Origin of the sequence: Vibrio sp. 2304, assembly GCF_033339475.1 — a bacterium.
Taxonomy (GTDB): domain Bacteria; phylum Pseudomonadota; class Gammaproteobacteria; order Enterobacterales; family Vibrionaceae; genus Vibrio; species Vibrio alginolyticus.
On record NZ_JAWOUQ010000006.1, the window covers coordinates 1 to 20,522 of the forward strand.

Below are 20,522 nucleotides of genomic sequence, written 5' to 3' on the forward strand. Positions count from 1 at the left end.
CTGTCTTTCCAACACAGTTTTCTACATTTCCTCGTCGGCGTCGTCGTACTAATCTCGGCCAACAATCCCCGTCGTCGACGTCAGTAAAATCATGCGGGTAATCAGGTGATGTGATTTTGCTGGTGAATTTCGGAGTGATTCGGAGCAGGGTTTCTATGTTGATTGTGCGGTGATATTGCGTCAGACCTTCGCTCATAATCGATTGGTCCGCAGTTCAAGTCTGCGAGGGGCCACCATATTTCGAAAGGCGTAGCAGGTTAATACCTACTACGCCTTTTTTGTATCTTATATCTTTGGGTACAGTTGCGGTAACTCGTCACTAACCTCGTAATAGCTTTTCCTCTTCCCCTCTTCTTTAACTATTATCTGGCTCTCTATACGAGCAATAGAAACAAAATGTCTGCTCGTGATTTAAACCATTGACCCTCAGACAACTTCTGATAGGATGGACATGCAAACGTATGGACGTCTAAAACAAAAAATGGAGCTACAATGAAAAGTATTGGTCACTTAAAGAAACTAGCTTTGATTCTCACGGCAGTAGTCGGCTTAAGCGCTTGTGGAGAAAAAGATGACTCTGTCATTAAAGTGGGAGCGACAGTTGGGCCACATGCACAAGTAGTCGAGGCGGTAGCGAAGGAGGCAGCGAAGCAAGGTTTGAATGTCGAAGTCATTGAGTTTTCTGACTACGTGACACCTAATGCCGCTCTTAGCGATGGTAGCATCGATATTAATAGCTATCAGCACCAGCCATTTTTAGACAACTTCAACAGTAGCCATAACGCCCAATTAGTATCAATTGGTCAGTCCATTCTTATGCGTATGGGGCTTTATTCCAATAAGTATCGCTCACTGCAAGAGCTTCCAAACAATGCACGTATAGCGCTTCCAAATGACCCTACCAACGGTGGTCGTGGTCTGTTGCTACTCGCCGATGCAGGTTTAATTGAGCTGAAACAGGGTGTTGGCCATAAAGCCGCCCTAACTGATATCACAAAAAACGCAAAATCATTTGAATTTGTCGAGGTAGATGCCGCTCAGCTACCAAGAACATTAGATGATGTGGACGCGGCTGCGATTACAATGAACTACGTAATGTCTTCTGGTTTAGATCCGAAGAAACAAAGTATCTATCTTGAAGCAAAAGACGCCCCATTAGCAGTCATGGTCATCGCCACTCGTGACGCAGACAAAAATAATGAAGCGTATAAAAAGTTCGTTTCTATTTATCAATCTCAAGCGATTCGTGATTATCTCGATCGCACTTTCAAAGGCACAATCGAAGCAGCTTTTTAATCAATAAAGCAGCGAATACTTTGCCCCACGAATCAGATAGAAAAGAGGCTAATGTTTTCTCATAGCCTCTTCTTTTCATTACTCACTAAATCGACTCATTGTCGACTTTCAGCCTCTAACTTCATTGCCAAATAAGCTTGGTCAGCAGAAACCAATTCAGGACGGTTAATCAACTTCCAGAGGAAGTATGGTGGGATTAAAAATACGATGAAGTAGAGAGATTCATGGAAGAAAACATCGGCTATCGTTTGCTGATGCTCCCAAAGTGCCGTCAGTGCAAAGAGCTCTAACATCACGCCTAATACGCCAAAGACGACAGAGACAACAATCGCTAAACCCAGTAGTTCTCTAATAAAGTGCTTGTATGCCATGATACTAATTCCTTCTAGCAATAAGTCATACTAACTTACGCTCATAAGAAAGAAGCCAGCTTGACTATCATCAAACTCCCCTCATCACAGTTAAGAACTTAGTTTTATAAAAAAGGACTTGTATATAGCACCATTGAAGATTGACCTCTCTATCACAATACAATGACATCATTTCTCGACTTTGAGACTAGCCTTTTACATTTATCAGCAGTGTAAACAAGAGGTCATAATGAAAAAATATACCTATCCTTTACTTGCTATCTCAGGTGGTCTTTTATTGACGGGCTGCGGTAGCGACGACTCTTCATCCGATACAGAAGCAGCCACTTTTTCTCTCAGCGTTTCCGATGCTCCTGTCGACGATGCCAACAAAGTCGTTTTAGCGTTTCAAGATGTTGTCCTTGTACCATTTGACCCTGAAACTGGCGAGCAAACTGGAGAACACATTCTGTTAGATGCTAGTGACAATGGAGCACTACACCAAGTTGATCTAATGGAATATCAGGGAAGCAACGCTAAAACGATCATTCACGAACAGGACATCGCTCCTGGTGATTATGCTATGTGTGTGTACGCTAAAGACGGCAAACAATTAAACGATACAACACTGTCATACGTAGAGAAGACAGACGGCAACATCAAAGGCTTAGTTGTACCTAGCCGAGGAAGCTGTTTTGGTTTTAAACCAGATACGAGCGATCAAGGTCGCTTAAAGTTTTCGCAAAAAGGTCAGTATGTAAAAGTTCATACTGGTCATAATAGCTATGTTGTCGAGTTTGACTTACGCAAAGGTCTGGCGGATCCAACAGGCAAAGATTACATGAACATGAACTCTAATGCGGTAAGCTTAGTAAACGCATCAGAATCAGGTCATATCGGTGGTGAAGTCAGTGAAATTCAGTATCAAGCGTGTGAAGCAGACAGTGCCGCATCAAATGCAATAAATGACGTTCCTGCCGTTCACTCTGTTTACCTATATGCAGGTTCAATGGATCGCTCAACCATGGGCGATATGGGTGCGGCAGATCCACTCAACGCGCCAGTTGCGGTAGCTAACGTGAATGAATCGCAAGACGAAGAAGGTAATACAACCTACAGCTACGAGTTTGGTTACATCGGCCCGGGTACTTACAGCATTGGCTACACATGTACTGCGTATATTGATACGCCAGACGCTCATGAAACTTCAGAAGACGGTTTCTTGATTTACCAGCACTACACGCCAGTTGATGTTGTCGAGGCAGAACTGACAACTCAGGACATTAATCCAATTCTTTAAGTCACCATATTAAAAAAGCCGCTCGTACTGAGCGGCTTTTTACTTAGTCAGAAAGGTAATATTGAACCGTCGATACCACTCGTACTTTCTTAATGTAAGGCGTGTTGCTGTCTCGGTCATAAATCGAGAACTGCCCTTGAGTTGCACGTTTGATCTTACCCAGTGAACTCTGTGAGTCTTTCGCAAATTTCTCAGCCACTTCACGCGCATTCTTAGTCGCTTCTTCGATCATGTCTGGCTTCACATCATTCAGCTTAGTAAAGCTGTACTCAACACGATTTGCATAAGGATCTTGGTTAAGCAAAACGCCTTGTTTTCCTAGCTCACCTATTTCATTGATTGCCGCTCGAACAACATCAACACTCTGGCTGTAAACCGTAACGGTTCGCGAGGCCAAATAACGATACTCAATGTCTTGCTCGCTCCCATATTGCTGTGCTTTTCTGTCAATGACCGCTGGGGAAGAGAGGGAAACGCTGGTTTCAGGAAGCCCTTTGGCACTTAGAAAGTCCAAAATCAAACGGGTTTGCTGGTCAATTTCATCAAACATGGCCCCCATATCATTACTCGCTAGAGTAAATTGAATCGGCCAAATCACCGTATCAGCAGGATACTCACGCTCCGACAAACCTTTTACTGTCACGACTCTTTCATAGGCTCGGTATTTCACCGCCGTCTGCTGCATAAAATAGCCAAGGATGCCAAGACCAAGTATCAAACTTAGCCCAATCCAAAGTGCTGCTTTATTGGAAACTCGTTCCATTATTTCCCCCTGATAAATATCAACTTAGCTTAATCTTTGTTCTAGATAAGATAGCCTATCTATTATTTTAAGAGGGAGACATAACGCGAGTTTTGATTCATAGCACAGTGATATACCGTTTTCTTTAGTCAATAAAGCTTCATTGGTTTGTCACCAAAGGCTCATGCTTTTGCCTCTTAACTGTCATCTGTAATTTCTACTATCCAATCAGCAACTTGTACGCTGAGGTAAATATGGATAGTTCAACCCCTTTTCGTCTCCCTCGTAAAACGCCGTTTGGCATTGGTGAAAACGTTGCTGAATGGGCAACCGGTTTAAACCAACTTGATAAGTTCTACGCCCAACGCCCCGTTAATGCCGATACCAAAACTTTTCTCCGCTTCACGCTGGATATCTTAGGTATCGATTATCGCATTGCTCATGGTTCACTCGACTCAGTACCTAAACAAGGAGCTACCGTCATTGTGGCGAACCACCCGCTTGGTTGTGTGGAAGGCGTCATCTTGGCCGAACTCTTGTTGATGGTACGAGACGATATCCAAATTCTAGCCAATCAATACCTGAAAACCGTACCAGAGTTAGATCAGCTCTTCATTGGTGTCGATGTGTTTGAAGGCAGAGACGCCGTCAAATCGAATATGAAGGCCCTCAGAGCGGCTAATAAACACCTCGCAAGTGGCGGCTTATTGCTTGTCTTTCCTGCCGGTGAGGTTTCCCAGTTAGTCGATGCCAAACAGCAACGCTTGGAAGACAAAGCGTGGAGTCGAAGCGTAAGTAGCCTGATCCGCAAAAACAAAGCAACGACAGTTCCAGTATTCATCAGTGGTCAGAACTCGAAACGCTTCTATATGGCAGGGAAAATCCATCCACTTTTGCGTACCCTAATGCTCGGGCGGGAGCTACTGAACAAACATGCACAAACCATCAACTTGTCTTTTGGCCAAGCGATTAAATTCAAAGAGCTCAACACACTTAACGATGATCAAGTGGTGAACTATTTGCGGCTCAACACTTACTTGCTCAATCGTGAAACCCAATCAGTTAAGCCTTCTTCTTCATCAGAACTGCTCTCTCCAATAGCGGCAGGGTTACCCGTAGGCGAATTGCTTGAAGAGCTGAACAACTTACCAAAAGAGTCCAAGCTGCTAACAAGTGGTGAGTTCGATGTTTACTGCACGGAGTCGCAGAGTATCCCTTCCCTACTGCATGAAATTGGTCGCCTACGTGAGCTCAATTTCCGACAAGTTGGCGAAGGGACTGGACTAGCAATAGACATTGACCATTTCGATCATGATTACCTGCATCTGTTTGTGTGGGACAGAGAGAACCAATGCTTGGTGGGCGCGTATCGTTTAGGTCTGGTTGATCAACTGATTGAAAAGCGCGGCGTAGCAGGTCTGTATTCACGAACGTTGTTTAACTATGACCAACGCTTTATCGACCAAATGGGTAAATCCATTGAGATGGGGCGCTCTGTGATTGCACAGCAATATCAAAAGAGCATGAGCGCGCTACTGTTGCTGTGGAAAGGCATCGCAACCTTCGTTCATCAAAATCCTGATTACACGCACTTATTTGGCCCAGTCAGTATTAGCAACGACTATAGCGATACTGCACGTCAATTACTGGCTCAATCAATGACACTGCACCACTACGACAACAACTGTGCAGAATACGTCACGCCTTCTAACCCACTTCCTGAGCACCACCGTGACTGGAATACCAGCATGCTCACCGCTCTGGGTGATTTACAGCTATTGTCACGTGTCATTGCCAGAATCGATGAAGGGAAAGGAGTGCCCGTTTTGCTGCGTCAGTACTTAAGCCTCAATGGCAAGCTGGTATGCTTCAACGTCGACCCTGCATTCAATAACGCTCTAGATGGATTGATTATGGTGGATTTGCGCGATGTTCAAGAAAAGACGTTGGCAAGGTATATGGGACGCGAGCAAGCTCATGACTACCTCGTCTATCATACTAATAGCAACGATGATTAAGAACAGTGATTAAGTAGAGAGTTGGGAATCACAAGAAGAACCGTGTGGCGACCCTCTTTATTTACCCTTTCATCAACTAATTAGGCGTGCTCCGTGAAGTGCGCCGAAAAGACTCTCATAGATACAATCTATCGAAAGATCTAGATAGCATTTATCTCACCAATTCCGTCACAAACTTTCACAAAAAACAAAAACAGATCCAGGTCACACTTTAAATCCACCACAACTCAACACAAAACGTGACATTGATCATTACAAGTATTTAATTCGAATTTCAAAAAAAATCAAAAGTGATCAAAGTCACAAAGTATTTTGATTTTAAATTTGTCAGAAGATCGGATTGATCACTAAGATTTTTATTGACAGATTTAAAAGTGGCTTTTTGTTATTAAGTTACAAGTTAATAAGTTGAACTTGGTCACTTAAAAACCGTTTCTCAGCCTAAGAAATGCGGGCGTAGATCACGAAAAACCCGTTGTCAGTTCCAATTGGAAAATGTGTGGTAAATTGATTGGGTACTAAGCAATCAAACAAACGGTTTTGGCGAACCGTTTACTACAACAAGATTCATCAGAACATCGAACGGGGAATTGTTATGATATCACCAGATGCCAAGATCAAGATACAAAATTTTGGTCGTTTTCTGTCAAACATGGTAATGCCAAACATCGGCGCGTTTATCGCGTGGGGCTTTATCACTGCTCTATTTATCCCAACTGGATGGCTACCAAACGAAACGTTAGCCTCTATGGTTGGCCCAATGATTACCTACTTGCTGCCACTACTTATCGGTTACACCGGTGGTAAATTAGTTGGTGGCGATCGTGGTGCGGTAGTCGGTGCAATCACAACAATGGGTGTGATTGTCGGCACAGACATCCCAATGTTTATGGGGGCAATGATGGTCGGCCCAATGGGCGGCTGGGCTATCAAGAAATTCGATAACTACATCGATGGTAAAGTAAAAAGTGGCTTCGAGATGTTGGTTAACAACTTCTCTGCGGGCATCATCGGCATGCTATGTGCGATCCTTGCCTTCATCTTTATCGGTCCATTCGTAAAAATTCTTTCTGGTGGCTTGGCGGCTGGCGTTAACTTCCTAGTTTCTGCTCACCTACTACCACTGACTTCAATCTTCGTTGAACCTGCGAAGATCCTGTTCCTAAACAATGCGATCAACCACGGTATTTTCTCTCCACTGGGTATCCAACAAGCGTCTGAAACAGGTCAATCGATCTTCTTCCTAATCGAAGCAAACCCAGGTCCTGGTCTAGGTATCCTGCTAGCTTACATGGTGTTTGGTAAAGGTACGGCTCGTCAAACGGCAGGTGGTGCATCAATCATCCACTTCTTCGGCGGTATCCACGAGATTTACTTCCCATACATCCTAATGAACCCTCGCCTAATCCTTGCGGCTATCGCAGGTGGTATGACTGGCGTATTCGTTCTAACTATCTTTAACGCAGGTATCGTTTCTCCAGCATCACCAGGTTCAATCTTTGCAATCTTGTTGATGACTCAGAAAGGCTCAATCGTTGGTGTTCTAGCGTCTATCGCAGCAGCAACAGGCGTGTCATTCGCCGTAGCAGCACTGCTAATGAAGACTCAAACGTCAACAGAAGAAGACGGTGATGAAGCAGCACTAGAAAAAGCAACATCACAAATGAAAGACATGAAATCTGCATCTAAAAACGATGCGGTGGTAAACAGCCAAAGCAAAGGTGACGTAGACCTAGCGACAGTACAAAGCATCATTGTCGCTTGTGATGCGGGCATGGGCTCGAGTGCAATGGGCGCGAGCATGCTACGCAAAAAGGTTCAAGACGCAGGTCTGAACATCCACGTAACCAACCTTGCCATTAACAGCTTACCAGAGAGTGCAGATATCGTGATTACTCATAAAGACTTAACGGATCGTGCACGTAAGCATGCTCCAAACGCACACCACATTTCATTGACTAACTTCCTAGACAGCGAGATGTACAACCAGCTAGTCACCAAACTACTAGCAGCGCAAAACCAATCCGCAGCCAATGACGACCAAATGGTAAAAGTTTCGCTCGTGGCAGCAAACGACGACAACTTCGAGCCACAGCAAACGTCGGTGTTCCAAATCCAGCGTGAAAACATTCACCTAGGTTTGAAAGCAGCCAACAAAGAAGAAGCGATTCGCTTCGCGGGCAACAAGTTGGTCGAACTTGGCTACGCAGAACCAGAATACGTAGACGCGATGTTTGAGCGTGAAGCATTGGTTCCAACTTACCTAGGCGAATCTATCGCAGTGCCTCACGGCACGGTAGAAGCGAAAGACCGCGTGAAGAAAACCGGCATTGTAATCTGCCAATACCCATCGGGTATCCAATTTACTGAAGACGACGATGATGTAGCGAAACTGGTTATCGGCATTGCCGCTAAGAACGATGAGCACATCCAGGTGATTACCACCATTACGAACGCGCTCGATGAGCCGGAGGCAATTGAGAAGCTAACCAGTACCAACGATGTGGAAGAGATTCTGAACATCCTTGGCTGTCAACAAGCGGCTTAATTACCCCTTTAATTTGCTCCTGAGGCAAATGAGGTCAGCTGTCACCCCCTATGCGGTTGGCCTCCCCCTAGTTTCGTAAGTCAACATTTTAGACATTGGTAGGTAAGAATTATGAAAAACGCAGTTCATTTTGGCGCAGGTAACATTGGTCGTGGCTTCATCGGTAAACTATTAGCAGATGCAGAAGTCGAGGTCACATTTGCAGATGTAGACGCACCACTCGTCGATCAACTGAGTCACAAGCAAGAATACAAAGTAAAAGTGGTCGGTACTGAGTGCCAAATCGACACAGTAACTCACGTCACCGCGGTAAACTCAGCCAGTGAAGATGTCATTGACCGCATTGTAAAAACCGACTTGGTCACAACAGCGGTTGGCCCTAACGTACTGGACATCATTGCAAAAACCATCGCTACCGGCATAGCTAAGCGCTTTGCAGCAGGTAACGATAAGCCATTGAACATCATCGCGTGTGAAAACATGGTTCGTGGCACCACACACCTAAAAGGTGAAGTGTACAAACACTTGGATGAATCATTGCACGCGAAAGCAGACGAATTGGTTGGCTTTGTCGATTCAGCGGTAGACCGCATCGTGCCACCAGCAGAAGCAGCGAACGATGACCCACTAGAAGTGACGGTAGAGAGCTTTAGCGAATGGATTGTGGATGAGCAGCAATTCAAGGGCGAAATCCCTGACATAGCTGGCATGGAAAGAACCAACAACCTAATGGCATTCGTAGAACGCAAGCTATTCACTCTCAATACAGGCCACTGCATTACCGCTTACCTAAGTTGCTTGAAAGGCCATCGTACTATTCGTGAAGCGATTGAAGACCCAAGTATTCATGATGAAGTAAAACAGGCGATGCAAGAGAGTGGTGAGGTGTTGATCAAACGTTACGGCTTCGACCGTGACATGCACAATGCTTACATCGAGAAGATTCTAGGACGCTTTGCCAACCCATACTTAGTGGATGAGGTTGATCGCGTAGGTCGTCAACCAATTCGTAAATTAGGTGCAAACGATAGATTAGTGAAGCCTTTACTCGGTACAATTGAGTATGGCACTGAAAATCAAACACTTTTGAAAGGCATTGCCGCTGCGTTGAAGTACACTAACGACACTGACCCACAAGCCGTAGAGCTACAAAACTCATTAAAAGAAGTGGGAGTGAAGAAGACGCTAGCGACATACACAGGTCTTGCAGAAGACAGCGATGAAGTGGCTCAAATCGAGACACTTTACAACCAACTTTGATTTACCTAGGGGAGCTCGGCTCCCCTTCTATGTCCTTCTCTGCTTGAAGAGTTGGGATAGCTAATAATTAGAAATGTATTCAGTATATGGCAGATAACATCAACGAAACCGAGATCATTGAGCGATTAAACAGCGCACCATCGGTACGAGGCTTTTTCATTGCAGCAGTCGACGTTTTTAACGATTCGATCGACGGGTTGGTGCAAAGAATCTTTCGTAAAGATAACTTCGCTGTTCAATCGGTTGTCGGTCCGCTGCTACAAGACTCTGGACCACTGGGCGATCTGTCTGTTCGTTTGAAGTTATTGTTTGGCTTGGGAGTGCTCCCCGATGACATTTACCACGACATCGAAGACATCATCAAACTCAAAAACCAACTCAATAGTGACGCTTCAGATTACGAATTCACTGACCCGAATATTCTAGAACCAATTAAGAAACTGCACTTGGTGAAGAAAATGGGCATGGTACAACTGGAAGTCAGCGAACCAGATGACGACATCGACCTTGAGTTTTATCAGCTACAACTGCAACGTCAACAACAAATCATTAAGTCAGGGCTCTCACTTGCCATTGTCGAGATTTGCAATGAGCTCGGCAAAGACAGCCCTTTTTAATCGAAAAACTGGCAAGGAAGCCTCCTCAACTCGCCCCTCTTTTTGCACATTCTTCTATACAACGTGCGTGAAAGCCATCACAGTCCATATTCCGATGTCTCTGTAACATCAGACCAATCTATCGCTAGTATTGAAACGGTATCGCATGCTTTCAATCGAAGACACTAAAACTAAGTGGGAGTTTTTCCAGAAACACCACTGGGTATCTCCAGAATTTTCCCGCACTCCCGTCCTCGAGTCGTGGGAGCGTTGCATAAAGCAATGCAGCCCTTACACCTGGTCAAAACCACATATTGCCTCTGGATTTACCTTCTCATCTCTAATGAAGCGCAACGAACATCTCATCGAATGCGCCACGACCGTACTTGAAGATACGTACGATATGCTTGGTGACGAAGACCTGGTATTGATGGTAACCGATGGCAACGGCTGTATTCTCTCCACCGTCGGGCACGACTCTATGCGACAAGAGATGCAAACGCTCGGCATAAAACAAGGCTGTTTTCTCTCCGAAGGAAAGATAGGCACAAATGCAGTCAATCTCTGTATCAACACTCATATCCCGTGTGAAGTTTTTGCTGCCGAACATTTCAATCGCCACTTGCACTCTTATGCCTCTGTAGCGGCGCCTGTTTTTGACCAATTTGGCAAATTACGCGGTACAACATGCCTTTTCAGAAAAGCGGAAAGCTATAAGAAAGAAGACTTAGTCATCATCGCGTCGAGCGCGAAAGAAGTCAGCTTGCAAATCCACATTCAGTCGGAACAAGAAAACATGAACCGCCTCACTTGTGCGCATAACGCAACGTTAGAGTGCATGGATGACGGCCTTCTAGCGTGGGATGAAGAAAATCGCATCACCATGGTAAATCACCAGTCCGAGCGTTTGTTAAACATTGAAGCCAGTCAGGTCTTGGATAAAGAAGTCTTTTCTGTTTTACGCTTCCCACCGAATGTCCTTACTAGTATTGAGTCAGGTGCGAGCATAAACCGTAAACTCACAACGGTAGAGGTTCGTGGCGAGTTTGTTGAAGCGATCATCACCTTGCGTCCACTCAACGACGGCACACACTTATTGTTCTTGCACCCTATCGATAAAATTCGCGAACTTGCTCAACAACAAATAGGTGGCAGTGCGCGCTATACGTTCAGCACTTTGCCCGTCATTTCACGAAAAATGAAGCATGTCATTACCGTGGCAAAACGGGCCATAAAGTCCAAATCACCGATTCTAATTACAGGTGAAGAAGGCGTAGGAAAAGCCACTCTCGCCATGGCGATTCATAACGAAAGCACCTACAAAGAAGGGCCGTTCATTACGCTCAACTGCCGCTCCATCAATACAGAGCAACTGGTCAAAGAAACCCTGGGGTATGACGAAGGGCAAGGCATGCCTTCAAAGTTTGAGCTCGCCCATGGCGGTACGCTCTTTTTAGAAAAGGTGGAATATCTGTCACCCGATTTACAAGCCGTGCTACTTAAGTTGTTAAAAACTGGGCTCGTCAGCCGCAGCGACAGTTTGCGATTGATCCCCGTAGATTTTCAACTTATTACCAGCACCGCTTCAGAGATCAGCGAGTATGTCACTCAGCGCTCATTTGGTCGGCAACTTTATTATGAAATCTCCTCGAACGAGCTGCATATTCCACCACTACGAAAGCGTAAAGAAGACATTGAATTTCTCGTCCAGCAGCTTATCAGCCATTACGAACGCCGCCACAATGTGACGATCTCGATAGAGCCAGTCGCACTGGAAGCGTTGATGAATTTTCGTTGGTCAGGCAATAACTCCGAATTAAGAAACCGAACTGAGCGAATTTTGCTGAACCGCAGTTCGAACTTAATCAAGCTGAACGATATTCCTGAAGACATTAAACTGAATTCTCGCCATACCGCAGAAAATACGCCAGTAATCACGTTAGAAGAAGCCGAGAGAAGAGCGATTGTTCAAGCTTGGAATCAGTGTGATGGCAAAATGCATGATATGGCGAAAGCATTGCAAATTGGCCGCACGACCTTATGGAGAAAAATTAATAAGTTTAGGCTACAGGAGCAAATGAAGCTGTATTAAGTCGTGAAATGGCGTTCCTATAACAAAAGTAAAACCGGCGTAAGCACGCCGGTACAGATGTACTAACGATAAGATATCGATTAAACATCGACAGACAACTGACGAATCTGCGCTTTTAGTCCCGGGAGCATACTCGAACTGGCGCTGAATTTTCGCAACCCCACGCGAAGCAATGTTTCTGTGGCATTTGGATCGCCAGCCATCTCACCACACATACTAACCGGTATGCCCGCGCGATCGCCTGCTGCACACGTGAGCTCAATGGCTTTTAGTACCGATGGTTCAAAGTAGTTCACCAATTCAGCAACAGCGGCGTTACCTCGATCGGCGGCCATAACATATTGAGTCAAATCATTGGTGCCAATAGAGAAAAAGTCGACTTCTTGGGCTAACGCATCAGCATTTAACACCGCGGCTGGCACCTCAATCATAATACCAACGGGCAAATGAGTCGCATCCAAGCCGAGTTGGTTTGCTTGATGCGCCAACAGCGCTTTTACTTTTCTCACTTCTTCAACCTGAGCCACCATCGGTATCATCAATTGAATATTCGGTTGCTCGTGAAAGGCTCTCAGAATGGCTCGAAGTTGAGCGGTAAACAATGACTCATGTTGAAGGCACAACCGCACCCCTCTCAAACCTAAAAATGGATTATCTTCTGCTGGCATAGGATAAGCGGCTAAAGGCTTGTCACCGCCAACATCTAGACTACGAATCGTAAGTGGCTTATCACCAAGTGCGGCAGCAATATCACGATACACTTGATATTGCGCTTCCTCAGTCGGCAACTCATCACTGTTTTGAAATAGAAACTCAGTCCGAAATAGACCAACGCCCTCAGCCCCCGATGTTAGTGCATCATCAATATCTTTCGGTCCACCAATATTGGCGAATACTGGAATATGGACACCATCACAGGTGACTGCGGCTTGCTGAGCACTCGCTAATGCACGTTGTCGGATGCTTTGCCACTCAATTTGCTGAGCTTCTAATTCCTGCTGTACGGCATCTGAAGGAGAGAACCATAAATGCCCTCGGAAGCCATCAATAGTCACCACTTGACCAGCACGCACAGCATCAAGGCAGCCCTGAGCTTTAACGATGGCAGGAATCCCCATCGCACGAGCAAGAATCGCACTGTGAGAGGTTTTCCCTCCCTCACTCAAACAGATACCAAGCACTTTCGATTTATCAAGCCCGGCCACATCAGAAGGCATCAGGTCGCGGCCCAACAAAATACTCGGTTCCTGAATGTCGATGGCATTAGGCGTTACGCCTGTCATTTCGACCATAACTTGGCGTGCGATATCATGCACATCTGCTTCACGCTCCCGCATGTACTGACTTTCTGCCTGGCGAAACTCTTCGGCCAACGTTTGCAGTGATTCTATCCAAGCTTGCTCGGCTATCATGCCCGTTTGAATTCGCGCCTCAACCGATGCCCATAACTCTGGGTCACTGAGCATCATGCTATGAGCAGAAAATATTTCCCCTTTCGGCTGCTTCGCTTGCTCCTGCAAATGTTGAACAACCACGCCTATCGCATGCTTAACCCGTTCAATTTCATCTTGTTCACTTTGGAAATCACGTTCAGGCACAGCTGGCATTTCATGAGTAAAAAGGACAACTGGAGCAGTAGCGATACCGTCATTGACTCGAATACCAACAACAGCACCTTCAATCTGATTTGGGACCATGTCATCGAGCAAAGTATCCGTGCTCTCTTCAGATTCGATAATGCCTTGCTCAACCGCCTCTTTTTCTCCGAAGTGCTCACTAGCTAAGGCTTCAAATGCCTTGATTGCTTCACTGGATTGAGGTCCAAGTGCGCACAGCGTGATCGTCTCTTGGCTACAAACGCCAAGTTTCGCAATGCTGTTTAAGCTTTTTGCGTTCACACGGCGCTCGCCTTTTTTCAACCATAATTGGCAGTCAAAAGGCGCGAGTGCACCAACAATGGCCGCAGCGGGACGAGCATGTAATCCATGCGGATTTTGCACCACCCAATCAAATGTCCGTTCTTGCTCAAAGTTCTCTGATACTGGCGCTATCTCAGCGGATGTTAGTGGCTGATCACCAAGGTGCTCTTGTTTTACGCTTAACGCATTCTGTGCCTCTTCGACTACCGTCGATAAAGGTAGTCCGGCAGCAGCAGCCACCGACGCCGCCATGGTCCCTTCAACAATAGGGGCCGAGATAAGGGTGACATTTTCCCTCACATGATCATCAACCAGATCCAGAGCCATTTCCGTGCTAAGCAACGCGCTGCCAAGATCCATCAACACAACAACCCCTTGTTGATCTTGTACCTGCTCAATCGCTTCCATCACGGCAATGGCATCGGTTCCGATCGGGTTCTCTGGATCATCAATCCCAGCAGCAATCGCAAGCTTGGCTTTGCCTTGCGTCATTTGGGTGGCAAGTTCTGCCACCCCTTCTGCAAGTCGACGACTATGAGATACAACTACAATTCCCACCATCTTAATTACCTGCTATTGCCTGCTGTAGTGCTTTAATCATTAACAAAGAAGAGGTTGCACCGGGATCTTGGTGACCAATACTGCGTTCACCTAAATAGCTTGCTCGCCCTTTTTTCGCCAACATTTCAATCGTGGCAACCGCGTTCGTTTCTGCTAGCTCAACCATTTCATTAAGTAAGTGATCGGCGCTCATGCCATTTTCTAACGACGCCTTCACGCTAACTAAAACGGGTAACCAAACATCACACATGGTTTTATCACCCAGCTCTGCTTTACCACGAGACACCACGCCATCCACACCGCTTTTTAGTGCATCGACCAACTCTTCAAACGTTAGTTGCTCTCGGGTTCCGACAGCGGCAGCCGTGCGAATAAACAGCGTGCCATACAGCGGGCCACTTGCCCCACCGACACTAGAAAGCAAGGTCATGCCCGTATTCTTGAGAATGCTGCCGATATTTTGGTCCGCAAATTGCGGCAGTTTTTCAGCAACTTTTTTAAAGCCACGGTTCATATTGAGACCGTGGTCGGCGTCACCAATATCACGATCAAGGTCGGTCAGAAAATCTTGATTCTCTTGATACGTTTTTGCACATAACTCTAGCCAGTGAACGATATGTTGTTTTTCAATTTGCATGTTTGCTCTCCCCTGTTACCACTTGATCGCGGCCGTATCGACAGGAGCATCAAACAGCTCCAACATCTCTTTGTCTGCCTTCAGCAACGTAATCGAAACGCCTTCCATATCGAGTGACGTACAGAAGTTACCAACCATATTACGCACGATACGGAACCCTGCTTGCTCACAGTTATGAGCCAGACGGCGGTACACTCCGTAAAGCTCTGAAGTTGGCGTACCACCCATACCATTCACCATCACGATGTAGTCGTGTTCAGCGGCGAAAGGCTCAATGCTGGATTCCACTTCATCCCATTCACCTTCGTCACGATTCCAAATACGCAATGTGCGCTGATAAGGCGTGTTTTCAGCAACTTCAGCAAACATCTCATCCACTAACGTATCGGCGTCGGTGTATTTCACTCGCTTGATACCTGGTTCACCATGGATACCAACACCAAACTCAACTTCATCATCTTCCAGAACAAAAGATGGTTTACCCGCCGCTGGTACAACACAAGCATTAAGTGCCACACCAAATGAACGACAGTGATTATTCACGCGACGAGCCAGTGCTTCACATTGCTCCAGCGAATAACCTTTGTTCGCGGCAGCCCCAACTAACTTTTCAACCAATACCGTTCCAGCAACGCCACGGCGACCAGCGGTGTATAGGCTGTCTTTGACTGCAACATCGTCATCCACCAACACCGACCCAACTTTGATACCATCGGTATGAAGCAGCTCCACAGCCGTTTCAAAGTTCAACACGTCTCCGGTGTAGTTTTTAATGATAAACAGCACCCCCTCACCGGTATTCACTTGGTTACCACATTCGTACATTTGATCAGGCGTAGGTGAAGTAAATACCTCTCCTGGGCAGGCGCCTGTCAGCATGCCTTTACCAATAAAACCAGCGTGCAAAGGTTCATGACCACAGCCACCACCAGAAACCAGTGCCACTTGCCCCGGCGTTTCCTCGTGCCACATGTAACGAGGCTCGTAGTTGGCTTTTAGCTCAGGGCGGGACAATGCCAGGCCTTCCATTTGCTGCAATACAACATCATCGACTTGGTTAATTAACTTTTTCATCGTTCTATCTCATTCCATTTATATTTTTATGTAGGGTATGAATTCATCTTAAACAGAGAAAAAACGTGCTCAACAAAAATCAATCTGTTTCATATTGAAACAACGACTTCGGTATTTTCGTTTCAATATGAAACGAAAAACGACAGATTCGCTTGAATAGTGATCGGCGCCATAAAGCATGCTGATGCTTATTACTTCTGACAGTCGGTTTGACACAGAGGTCATAAAAGCATGGAAAAAAACCAGAGATATCCTTCACCACCTACCACACCAAACCTAATATAAACCTTATCCCTACAATGGATATTCATTGCAGTCCAAAACACACATAAAAAAGGTTAAAGGTTTGAATTATGGACAAAATTATTATCAGCCCAAGCAAATACGTCCAAGGTGAACAAGTACTTACATCTATCGCTCACTATGTGAAAACATTAGGTGAACGTCCGTTAGTAATTGCCGATGAGTTCGTGACTAACCTGGTTGGTGATGACGTCAAGCAAAGTTTTGCTGACGAAAAGCTTCCACTCACTATGAACATTTTTGGTGGCGAATGTTCGCGCGTTGAGATTGAACGCATCACGGACATTTGTGCCACTCAAAAACACGATGTCATTGTCGGTATTGGTGGTGGTAAAACGTTAGATACAGCAAAGGCTGTTGCGTTTTACACCAAAATTCCTGTCGTGGTGGTTCCTACGATTGCCTCGACTGATGCGCCAACCTCAGCGCTTGCGGTGATATACACACCTGAAGGTGAATTTGCAGAATATTTGATGATCCCTAAAAACCCAGACATGGTCATCATGGATACGTCAGTCATCGCCAAAGCCCCTGTTCGCTTACTTGTATCGGGGATGGGCGACGCGCTTTCCACCTACTTTGAAGCTCGTGCCAACATGACTTCTGGTAAGGCAACAATGGCTGGTGGGTTAGCGACGCGTTCAGCACAAGCGCTTGCGAAACTTTGCTATGAAACCTTGCTTGAAGATGGTGTAAAAGCAAAAGCTGCGGTAGAAAATGGTGTGAGCACCAAAGCGGTAGAAAACATTATTGAAGCCAATACATACCTAAGCGGTATCGGTTTTGAAAGCAGTGGTCTAGCGGGTGCTCACGCTATTCATAACGGCCTAACTAAGCTTGAAGAGTGTCATCATCTCTATCATGGTGAGAAAGTCGCGTTCGGCACACTTGTTCAGCTGGTACTAGAAAACGCAGCGATGGAAGAGATTAATACGGTTCTTGCATTCTGCCGCTCTGTAGGTCTACCAACCAACTTATTTGATATGGGCGTTAAAGATCTTAACCACGCTAAGTTGCGCGAGGTCGCCGAAGCCTCAACGGCCGAGGGAGAAACCATCCACAATATGCCATTCCCAGTGACGGCAGAAAATGTCTACTCTGCAATTCTAACCGCTCACCAGTTGGGTCAATAACTCACCCCCTTAAAGTGGGCTTAAATAAAAAAGCGGCACATACTCTCGCATGTGCCGCTTGGTGTAGGCAGATAATATAGTTTGATCATAAATGGCCTCAATTTAAGGCCATTTATTGCTTCTTAACTGGTAAAGTTTGATCTTTTTTTCACAAAGACAACTATATAGAAATCAAATACAGATAATAAAGTTTGATCACTTCATAGCAACTTCTTACCACACTAGCTGGCCAGTGAACTCATTCATGTTGGCTATTTTTATATTCTCATAATTATAGAACCCATATCCATAATGTTCTCGTATAGCAACTTGACTAACACATTTATGTTCCAACTTTGCATCAACAGATTCCGGTTTGAGAGCAATCACTGGCTCACCCTTTGATGCAACTGAAGAGTAAACAATGCCGTCTATATTCTTTGAATCAAGCATAATTTGACTTGCAATAGACGTAACGCTGTATAACCTATCAGAACCATTCCTGCACATAATTTCAGCGAGAAATCTATCAGTTAATCTGTAAGCTAAAAGAAGTTCTTTGCTAAAAGCATTAGACATCTCTTTGAATGCTAACGAATAGTACTCATAAACATTTTCAGACATGTAGCTTGGTTTGATATTTTGTCGGATGTAATCCCAAACCCCAATAGATCTAAGATTGAGATCCATCCCTGATTTCTGATGTGAACGTAAAATGCTAAGTTGATCCATCTTATGTGCGTTAGCTTCTGATAAAACAACATGCAATCCTTTATCGCACTTAGAATCAATTATTGCTGCATAGAACAAAGGGATACCAGGAGCATTTAAACGACCTAATCGAGGGAAACTCACGCTTGGTTTATGAATATATGACAGCTCGCTTACATTTGAAAAAGGTTCTTTTTCACATTTTCTAGCTCTTAATAATTCTAATTCTACGTATGGTAAATCAAGAGTTAATGTCATGCATCCAATTAGAAAATCGAGTTTTTTCTCGATTTCACTAACTGATAATTCAATATTTCCACTTAGATAACTGTCTAGCTGTTTGATAAAACTTGAAACATATAAGAGATTAGTAACGCCACATTCTTTAGTGGCTTTTTCATGAATCTTACCTATCAGTCTTGACTCTAACTGTAACATTGACCTTTATCCCTCTGAGATCAATCACATCATTTAAGAAAAATGATGTCTGACTTTATCTCTAAACAATTGACCAAACATTGAGTGATTGCCTGACTCATGGCGAATTCTTCCTGAAATGATACAGGGGGATATCTCTAATTTTTGAGATAATTGCCTTACACTATCCGCATCAATGAGTGTTTGTGTTTTCCATACATCTGACGGAATCAAAGCCTCTCGCGCTAAAGCATCTGCTTCTTGCTCTATCTCACTCCCACCTAATGAGTCGAGATCATCAAGATACCAAGTTTCACTATGATCTAGATGTAAAGCTATGTGTGCCAATTCATGCATCAACGAAAACCAAAAACTATCTAATCGATCATACCTCAATGTTATTGCAACAACAGGATTACCATTAGGAGTTAAACATACAGCTCCATCAAGATAAGTTTTTGGCAAATGCTGTTCAATAATCAAATGGATACCGTTTCTATTTAGGTATTCAACAGCCAATAGAGGCCCTTGTGCTGACCAAGAAAGTCGAGCTAGTTTTTGCATCCATTCTAGAGTTACAGATCCTACCTTATAGTTAGTTTGTAATGTATTTTCTTTCGCTCTTTGAAGCACTCTAACTTGCCAAGCCCAGAGAGCATATGGATCAGCTTCTTTATCATTACAGTTAAGATTTGCAGACGACCTTAGAAGAGCAGGCTGAAGCTCTAGCCCCGATTTAACGGAAGAAAGAAACATCGTAATTTGTTCGGCTGCATATTCTTTTAGCTCGCCGAGAGTTCCACTAAACCCTTCAAAATAACCACGTTTACGCATATCAGCTAATGGGAAGGCATACCAATCAATCTCAGCTTCACATGCGCTTTTCTGCTCTGATGATTTAATCAAAATATCAGCTGAAATACCTAACCCTTGACTCAACTTACGAATCATATTCAAGCTAAGATTTCTTTTTCGATTCAGAACTTCCGATACCTTTGGTGCAGACCCGATATAAGGAACCAGATCCTTATTAGTTAGCCCCTGCTGATCCATTCTAAATTTTATAGCTTCTATAGGATCTGGTTGTTCGATAGGGTAAGTTTCTTCCTCAAATTTCTCAATTAATACAGCTAAAACGTCAATTTCATCTGATTCTATGCTATTTGGTTCAGGATCCATCTCCATAAGCGCCATCAAGCGAGCAAGCGCTTGTTCATGGTCTTGTTCTGATTTAATCAGCTTAATGTGATTCATGCCCTACTCCTTAAAAGTCCTGCTTGTCGTACTGCGCATGGGTTCCAACCCACTCAACAACAGCAATCCCATTTTGATACCTTACCTTGACTACCAACCTGTAATGATTACCTTTAATGTTAAAAATAACTTTATTATCAGCTAGAAAGTCTGCACTTCCGTATCTATTTTTAATATCCTGCGGTGTTTTCCATGCAGCTTTCTCCGCTTCGGCAAACCACGCTTCCAAAGCAGATTTAGCATTAGCATGCTTCTTGTAAAATTTTACTAACTTATCTCTTCCTAAGACTTTCATTTAACCCCGCAAGTTCCCTTCAAGGGAATTATATATA

General features: G+C 44.6%; 16 protein-coding genes. 8 read left to right on the forward strand and 8 right to left on the reverse strand.

Going from position 1 to position 20,522, the window contains the following annotated elements:
- Positions 1–492 precede the first annotated feature (492 nt).
- Positions 493–1,296, forward strand: a complete 804-nt coding sequence (locus R7P64_RS13165) for a MetQ/NlpA family ABC transporter substrate-binding protein (protein WP_017633488.1) — start codon at positions 493–495, stop codon at positions 1,294–1,296.
- A gap of 95 nt (positions 1,297–1,391) precedes the next feature.
- On the opposite strand, the gene R7P64_RS13170 is transcribed toward R7P64_RS13165, so the two are convergent.
- A complete protein-coding gene (locus R7P64_RS13170) occupies positions 1,392–1,667 on the reverse strand; it encodes a hypothetical protein (protein ID WP_005383040.1) in 276 nt (91 codons plus the stop codon).
- Between the two features lie 229 nt (positions 1,668–1,896).
- Here R7P64_RS13170 and R7P64_RS13175 point away from each other — a divergent pair, with 229 nt between their 5' ends.
- Entirely contained in the window at positions 1,897–2,946 is a 1,050-nt protein-coding gene (locus R7P64_RS13175; protein ID WP_318123593.1) for a DUF4382 domain-containing protein, read from the forward strand.
- Positions 2,947–2,989: 43 nt separating this feature from the next.
- On the opposite strand, the gene R7P64_RS13180 is transcribed toward R7P64_RS13175, so the two are convergent.
- Complete coding sequence (locus R7P64_RS13180; protein ID WP_005379714.1) at positions 2,990–3,709, reverse strand: SIMPL domain-containing protein; 720 nt, start codon at positions 3,707–3,709, stop codon at positions 2,990–2,992.
- A gap of 233 nt (positions 3,710–3,942) precedes the next feature.
- Between R7P64_RS13180 and R7P64_RS13185 the strand changes: the two genes are divergently transcribed.
- From R7P64_RS13185 to dhaR, 5 genes are all read left to right on the forward strand, one after another.
- Positions 3,943–5,706, forward strand: coding sequence for a lysophospholipid acyltransferase family protein (locus R7P64_RS13185; RefSeq protein WP_258657542.1), 1,764 nt, complete (start codon positions 3,943–3,945; stop codon positions 5,704–5,706).
- A gap of 595 nt (positions 5,707–6,301) precedes the next feature.
- A complete protein-coding gene (locus R7P64_RS13190) occupies positions 6,302–8,254 on the forward strand; it encodes a PTS mannitol transporter subunit IICBA (protein ID WP_167415667.1) in 1,953 nt (650 codons plus the stop codon).
- A 111-nt stretch (positions 8,255–8,365) separates the two neighbouring features.
- Entirely contained in the window at positions 8,366–9,514 is a 1,149-nt protein-coding gene (locus R7P64_RS13195) for a mannitol-1-phosphate 5-dehydrogenase (protein WP_222712325.1), read from the forward strand.
- A gap of 86 nt (positions 9,515–9,600) precedes the next feature.
- Positions 9,601–10,131, forward strand: a complete 531-nt coding sequence (locus tag R7P64_RS13200) for an MltR family transcriptional regulator (RefSeq protein WP_005379708.1) — start codon at positions 9,601–9,603, stop codon at positions 10,129–10,131.
- 145 nt (positions 10,132–10,276) lie between these two features.
- Positions 10,277–12,202 carry a dihydroxyacetone kinase operon transcriptional regulator DhaR gene (dhaR, locus tag R7P64_RS13205; RefSeq protein WP_318118480.1) on the forward strand — a complete coding sequence of 642 codons (1,926 nt, stop codon included), beginning with the start codon at positions 10,277–10,279 and terminating at the stop codon, positions 12,200–12,202.
- An 80-nt stretch (positions 12,203–12,282) separates the two neighbouring features.
- On the opposite strand, the gene ptsP is transcribed toward dhaR, so the two are convergent.
- Genes ptsP through dhaK form a run of 3 tightly spaced genes read right to left on the reverse strand, consistent with a single transcriptional unit; the run spans position 12,283 to position 16,393 of the window.
- Complete coding sequence (gene ptsP / locus R7P64_RS13210) at positions 12,283–14,682, reverse strand: phosphoenolpyruvate--protein phosphotransferase (RefSeq protein ID WP_318118481.1); 2,400 nt, start codon at positions 14,680–14,682, stop codon at positions 12,283–12,285.
- Position 14,683: 1 nt separating this feature from the next.
- Positions 14,684–15,319 carry a dihydroxyacetone kinase subunit DhaL gene (dhaL, locus tag R7P64_RS13215; protein ID WP_005379705.1) on the reverse strand — a complete coding sequence of 212 codons (636 nt, stop codon included), beginning with the start codon at positions 15,317–15,319 and terminating at the stop codon, positions 14,684–14,686.
- Between the two features lie 15 nt (positions 15,320–15,334).
- The gene (dhaK, locus tag R7P64_RS13220) at positions 15,335–16,393 is read right to left on the reverse strand and encodes a dihydroxyacetone kinase subunit DhaK (protein ID WP_054574262.1); all 1,059 of its coding nucleotides are present in this window, start codon (positions 16,391–16,393) and stop codon (positions 15,335–15,337) included.
- A 353-nt stretch (positions 16,394–16,746) separates the two neighbouring features.
- Between dhaK and R7P64_RS13225 the strand changes: the two genes are divergently transcribed.
- Positions 16,747–17,829 (forward strand): glycerol dehydrogenase, encoded by a 1,083-nt coding sequence (locus tag R7P64_RS13225; protein ID WP_206953639.1) that lies wholly within the window; start codon positions 16,747–16,749, stop codon positions 17,827–17,829.
- 213 nt (positions 17,830–18,042) lie between these two features.
- On the opposite strand, the gene R7P64_RS13230 is transcribed toward R7P64_RS13225, so the two are convergent.
- The 3 genes from R7P64_RS13230 to R7P64_RS13240 are packed head-to-tail and all read right to left on the reverse strand — an operon-like array spanning position 18,043 to position 20,485.
- Positions 18,043–18,957 (reverse strand): hypothetical protein, encoded by a 915-nt coding sequence (locus tag R7P64_RS13230; protein WP_318123597.1) that lies wholly within the window; start codon positions 18,955–18,957, stop codon positions 18,043–18,045.
- Between the two features lie 33 nt (positions 18,958–18,990).
- Complete coding sequence (locus R7P64_RS13235) at positions 18,991–20,190, reverse strand: ImmA/IrrE family metallo-endopeptidase (protein WP_318123600.1); 1,200 nt, start codon at positions 20,188–20,190, stop codon at positions 18,991–18,993.
- 10 nt (positions 20,191–20,200) lie between these two features.
- Complete coding sequence (locus tag R7P64_RS13240) at positions 20,201–20,485, reverse strand: type II toxin-antitoxin system HigB family toxin (protein WP_318123602.1); 285 nt, start codon at positions 20,483–20,485, stop codon at positions 20,201–20,203.
- Positions 20,486–20,522 lie beyond the last annotated feature (37 nt).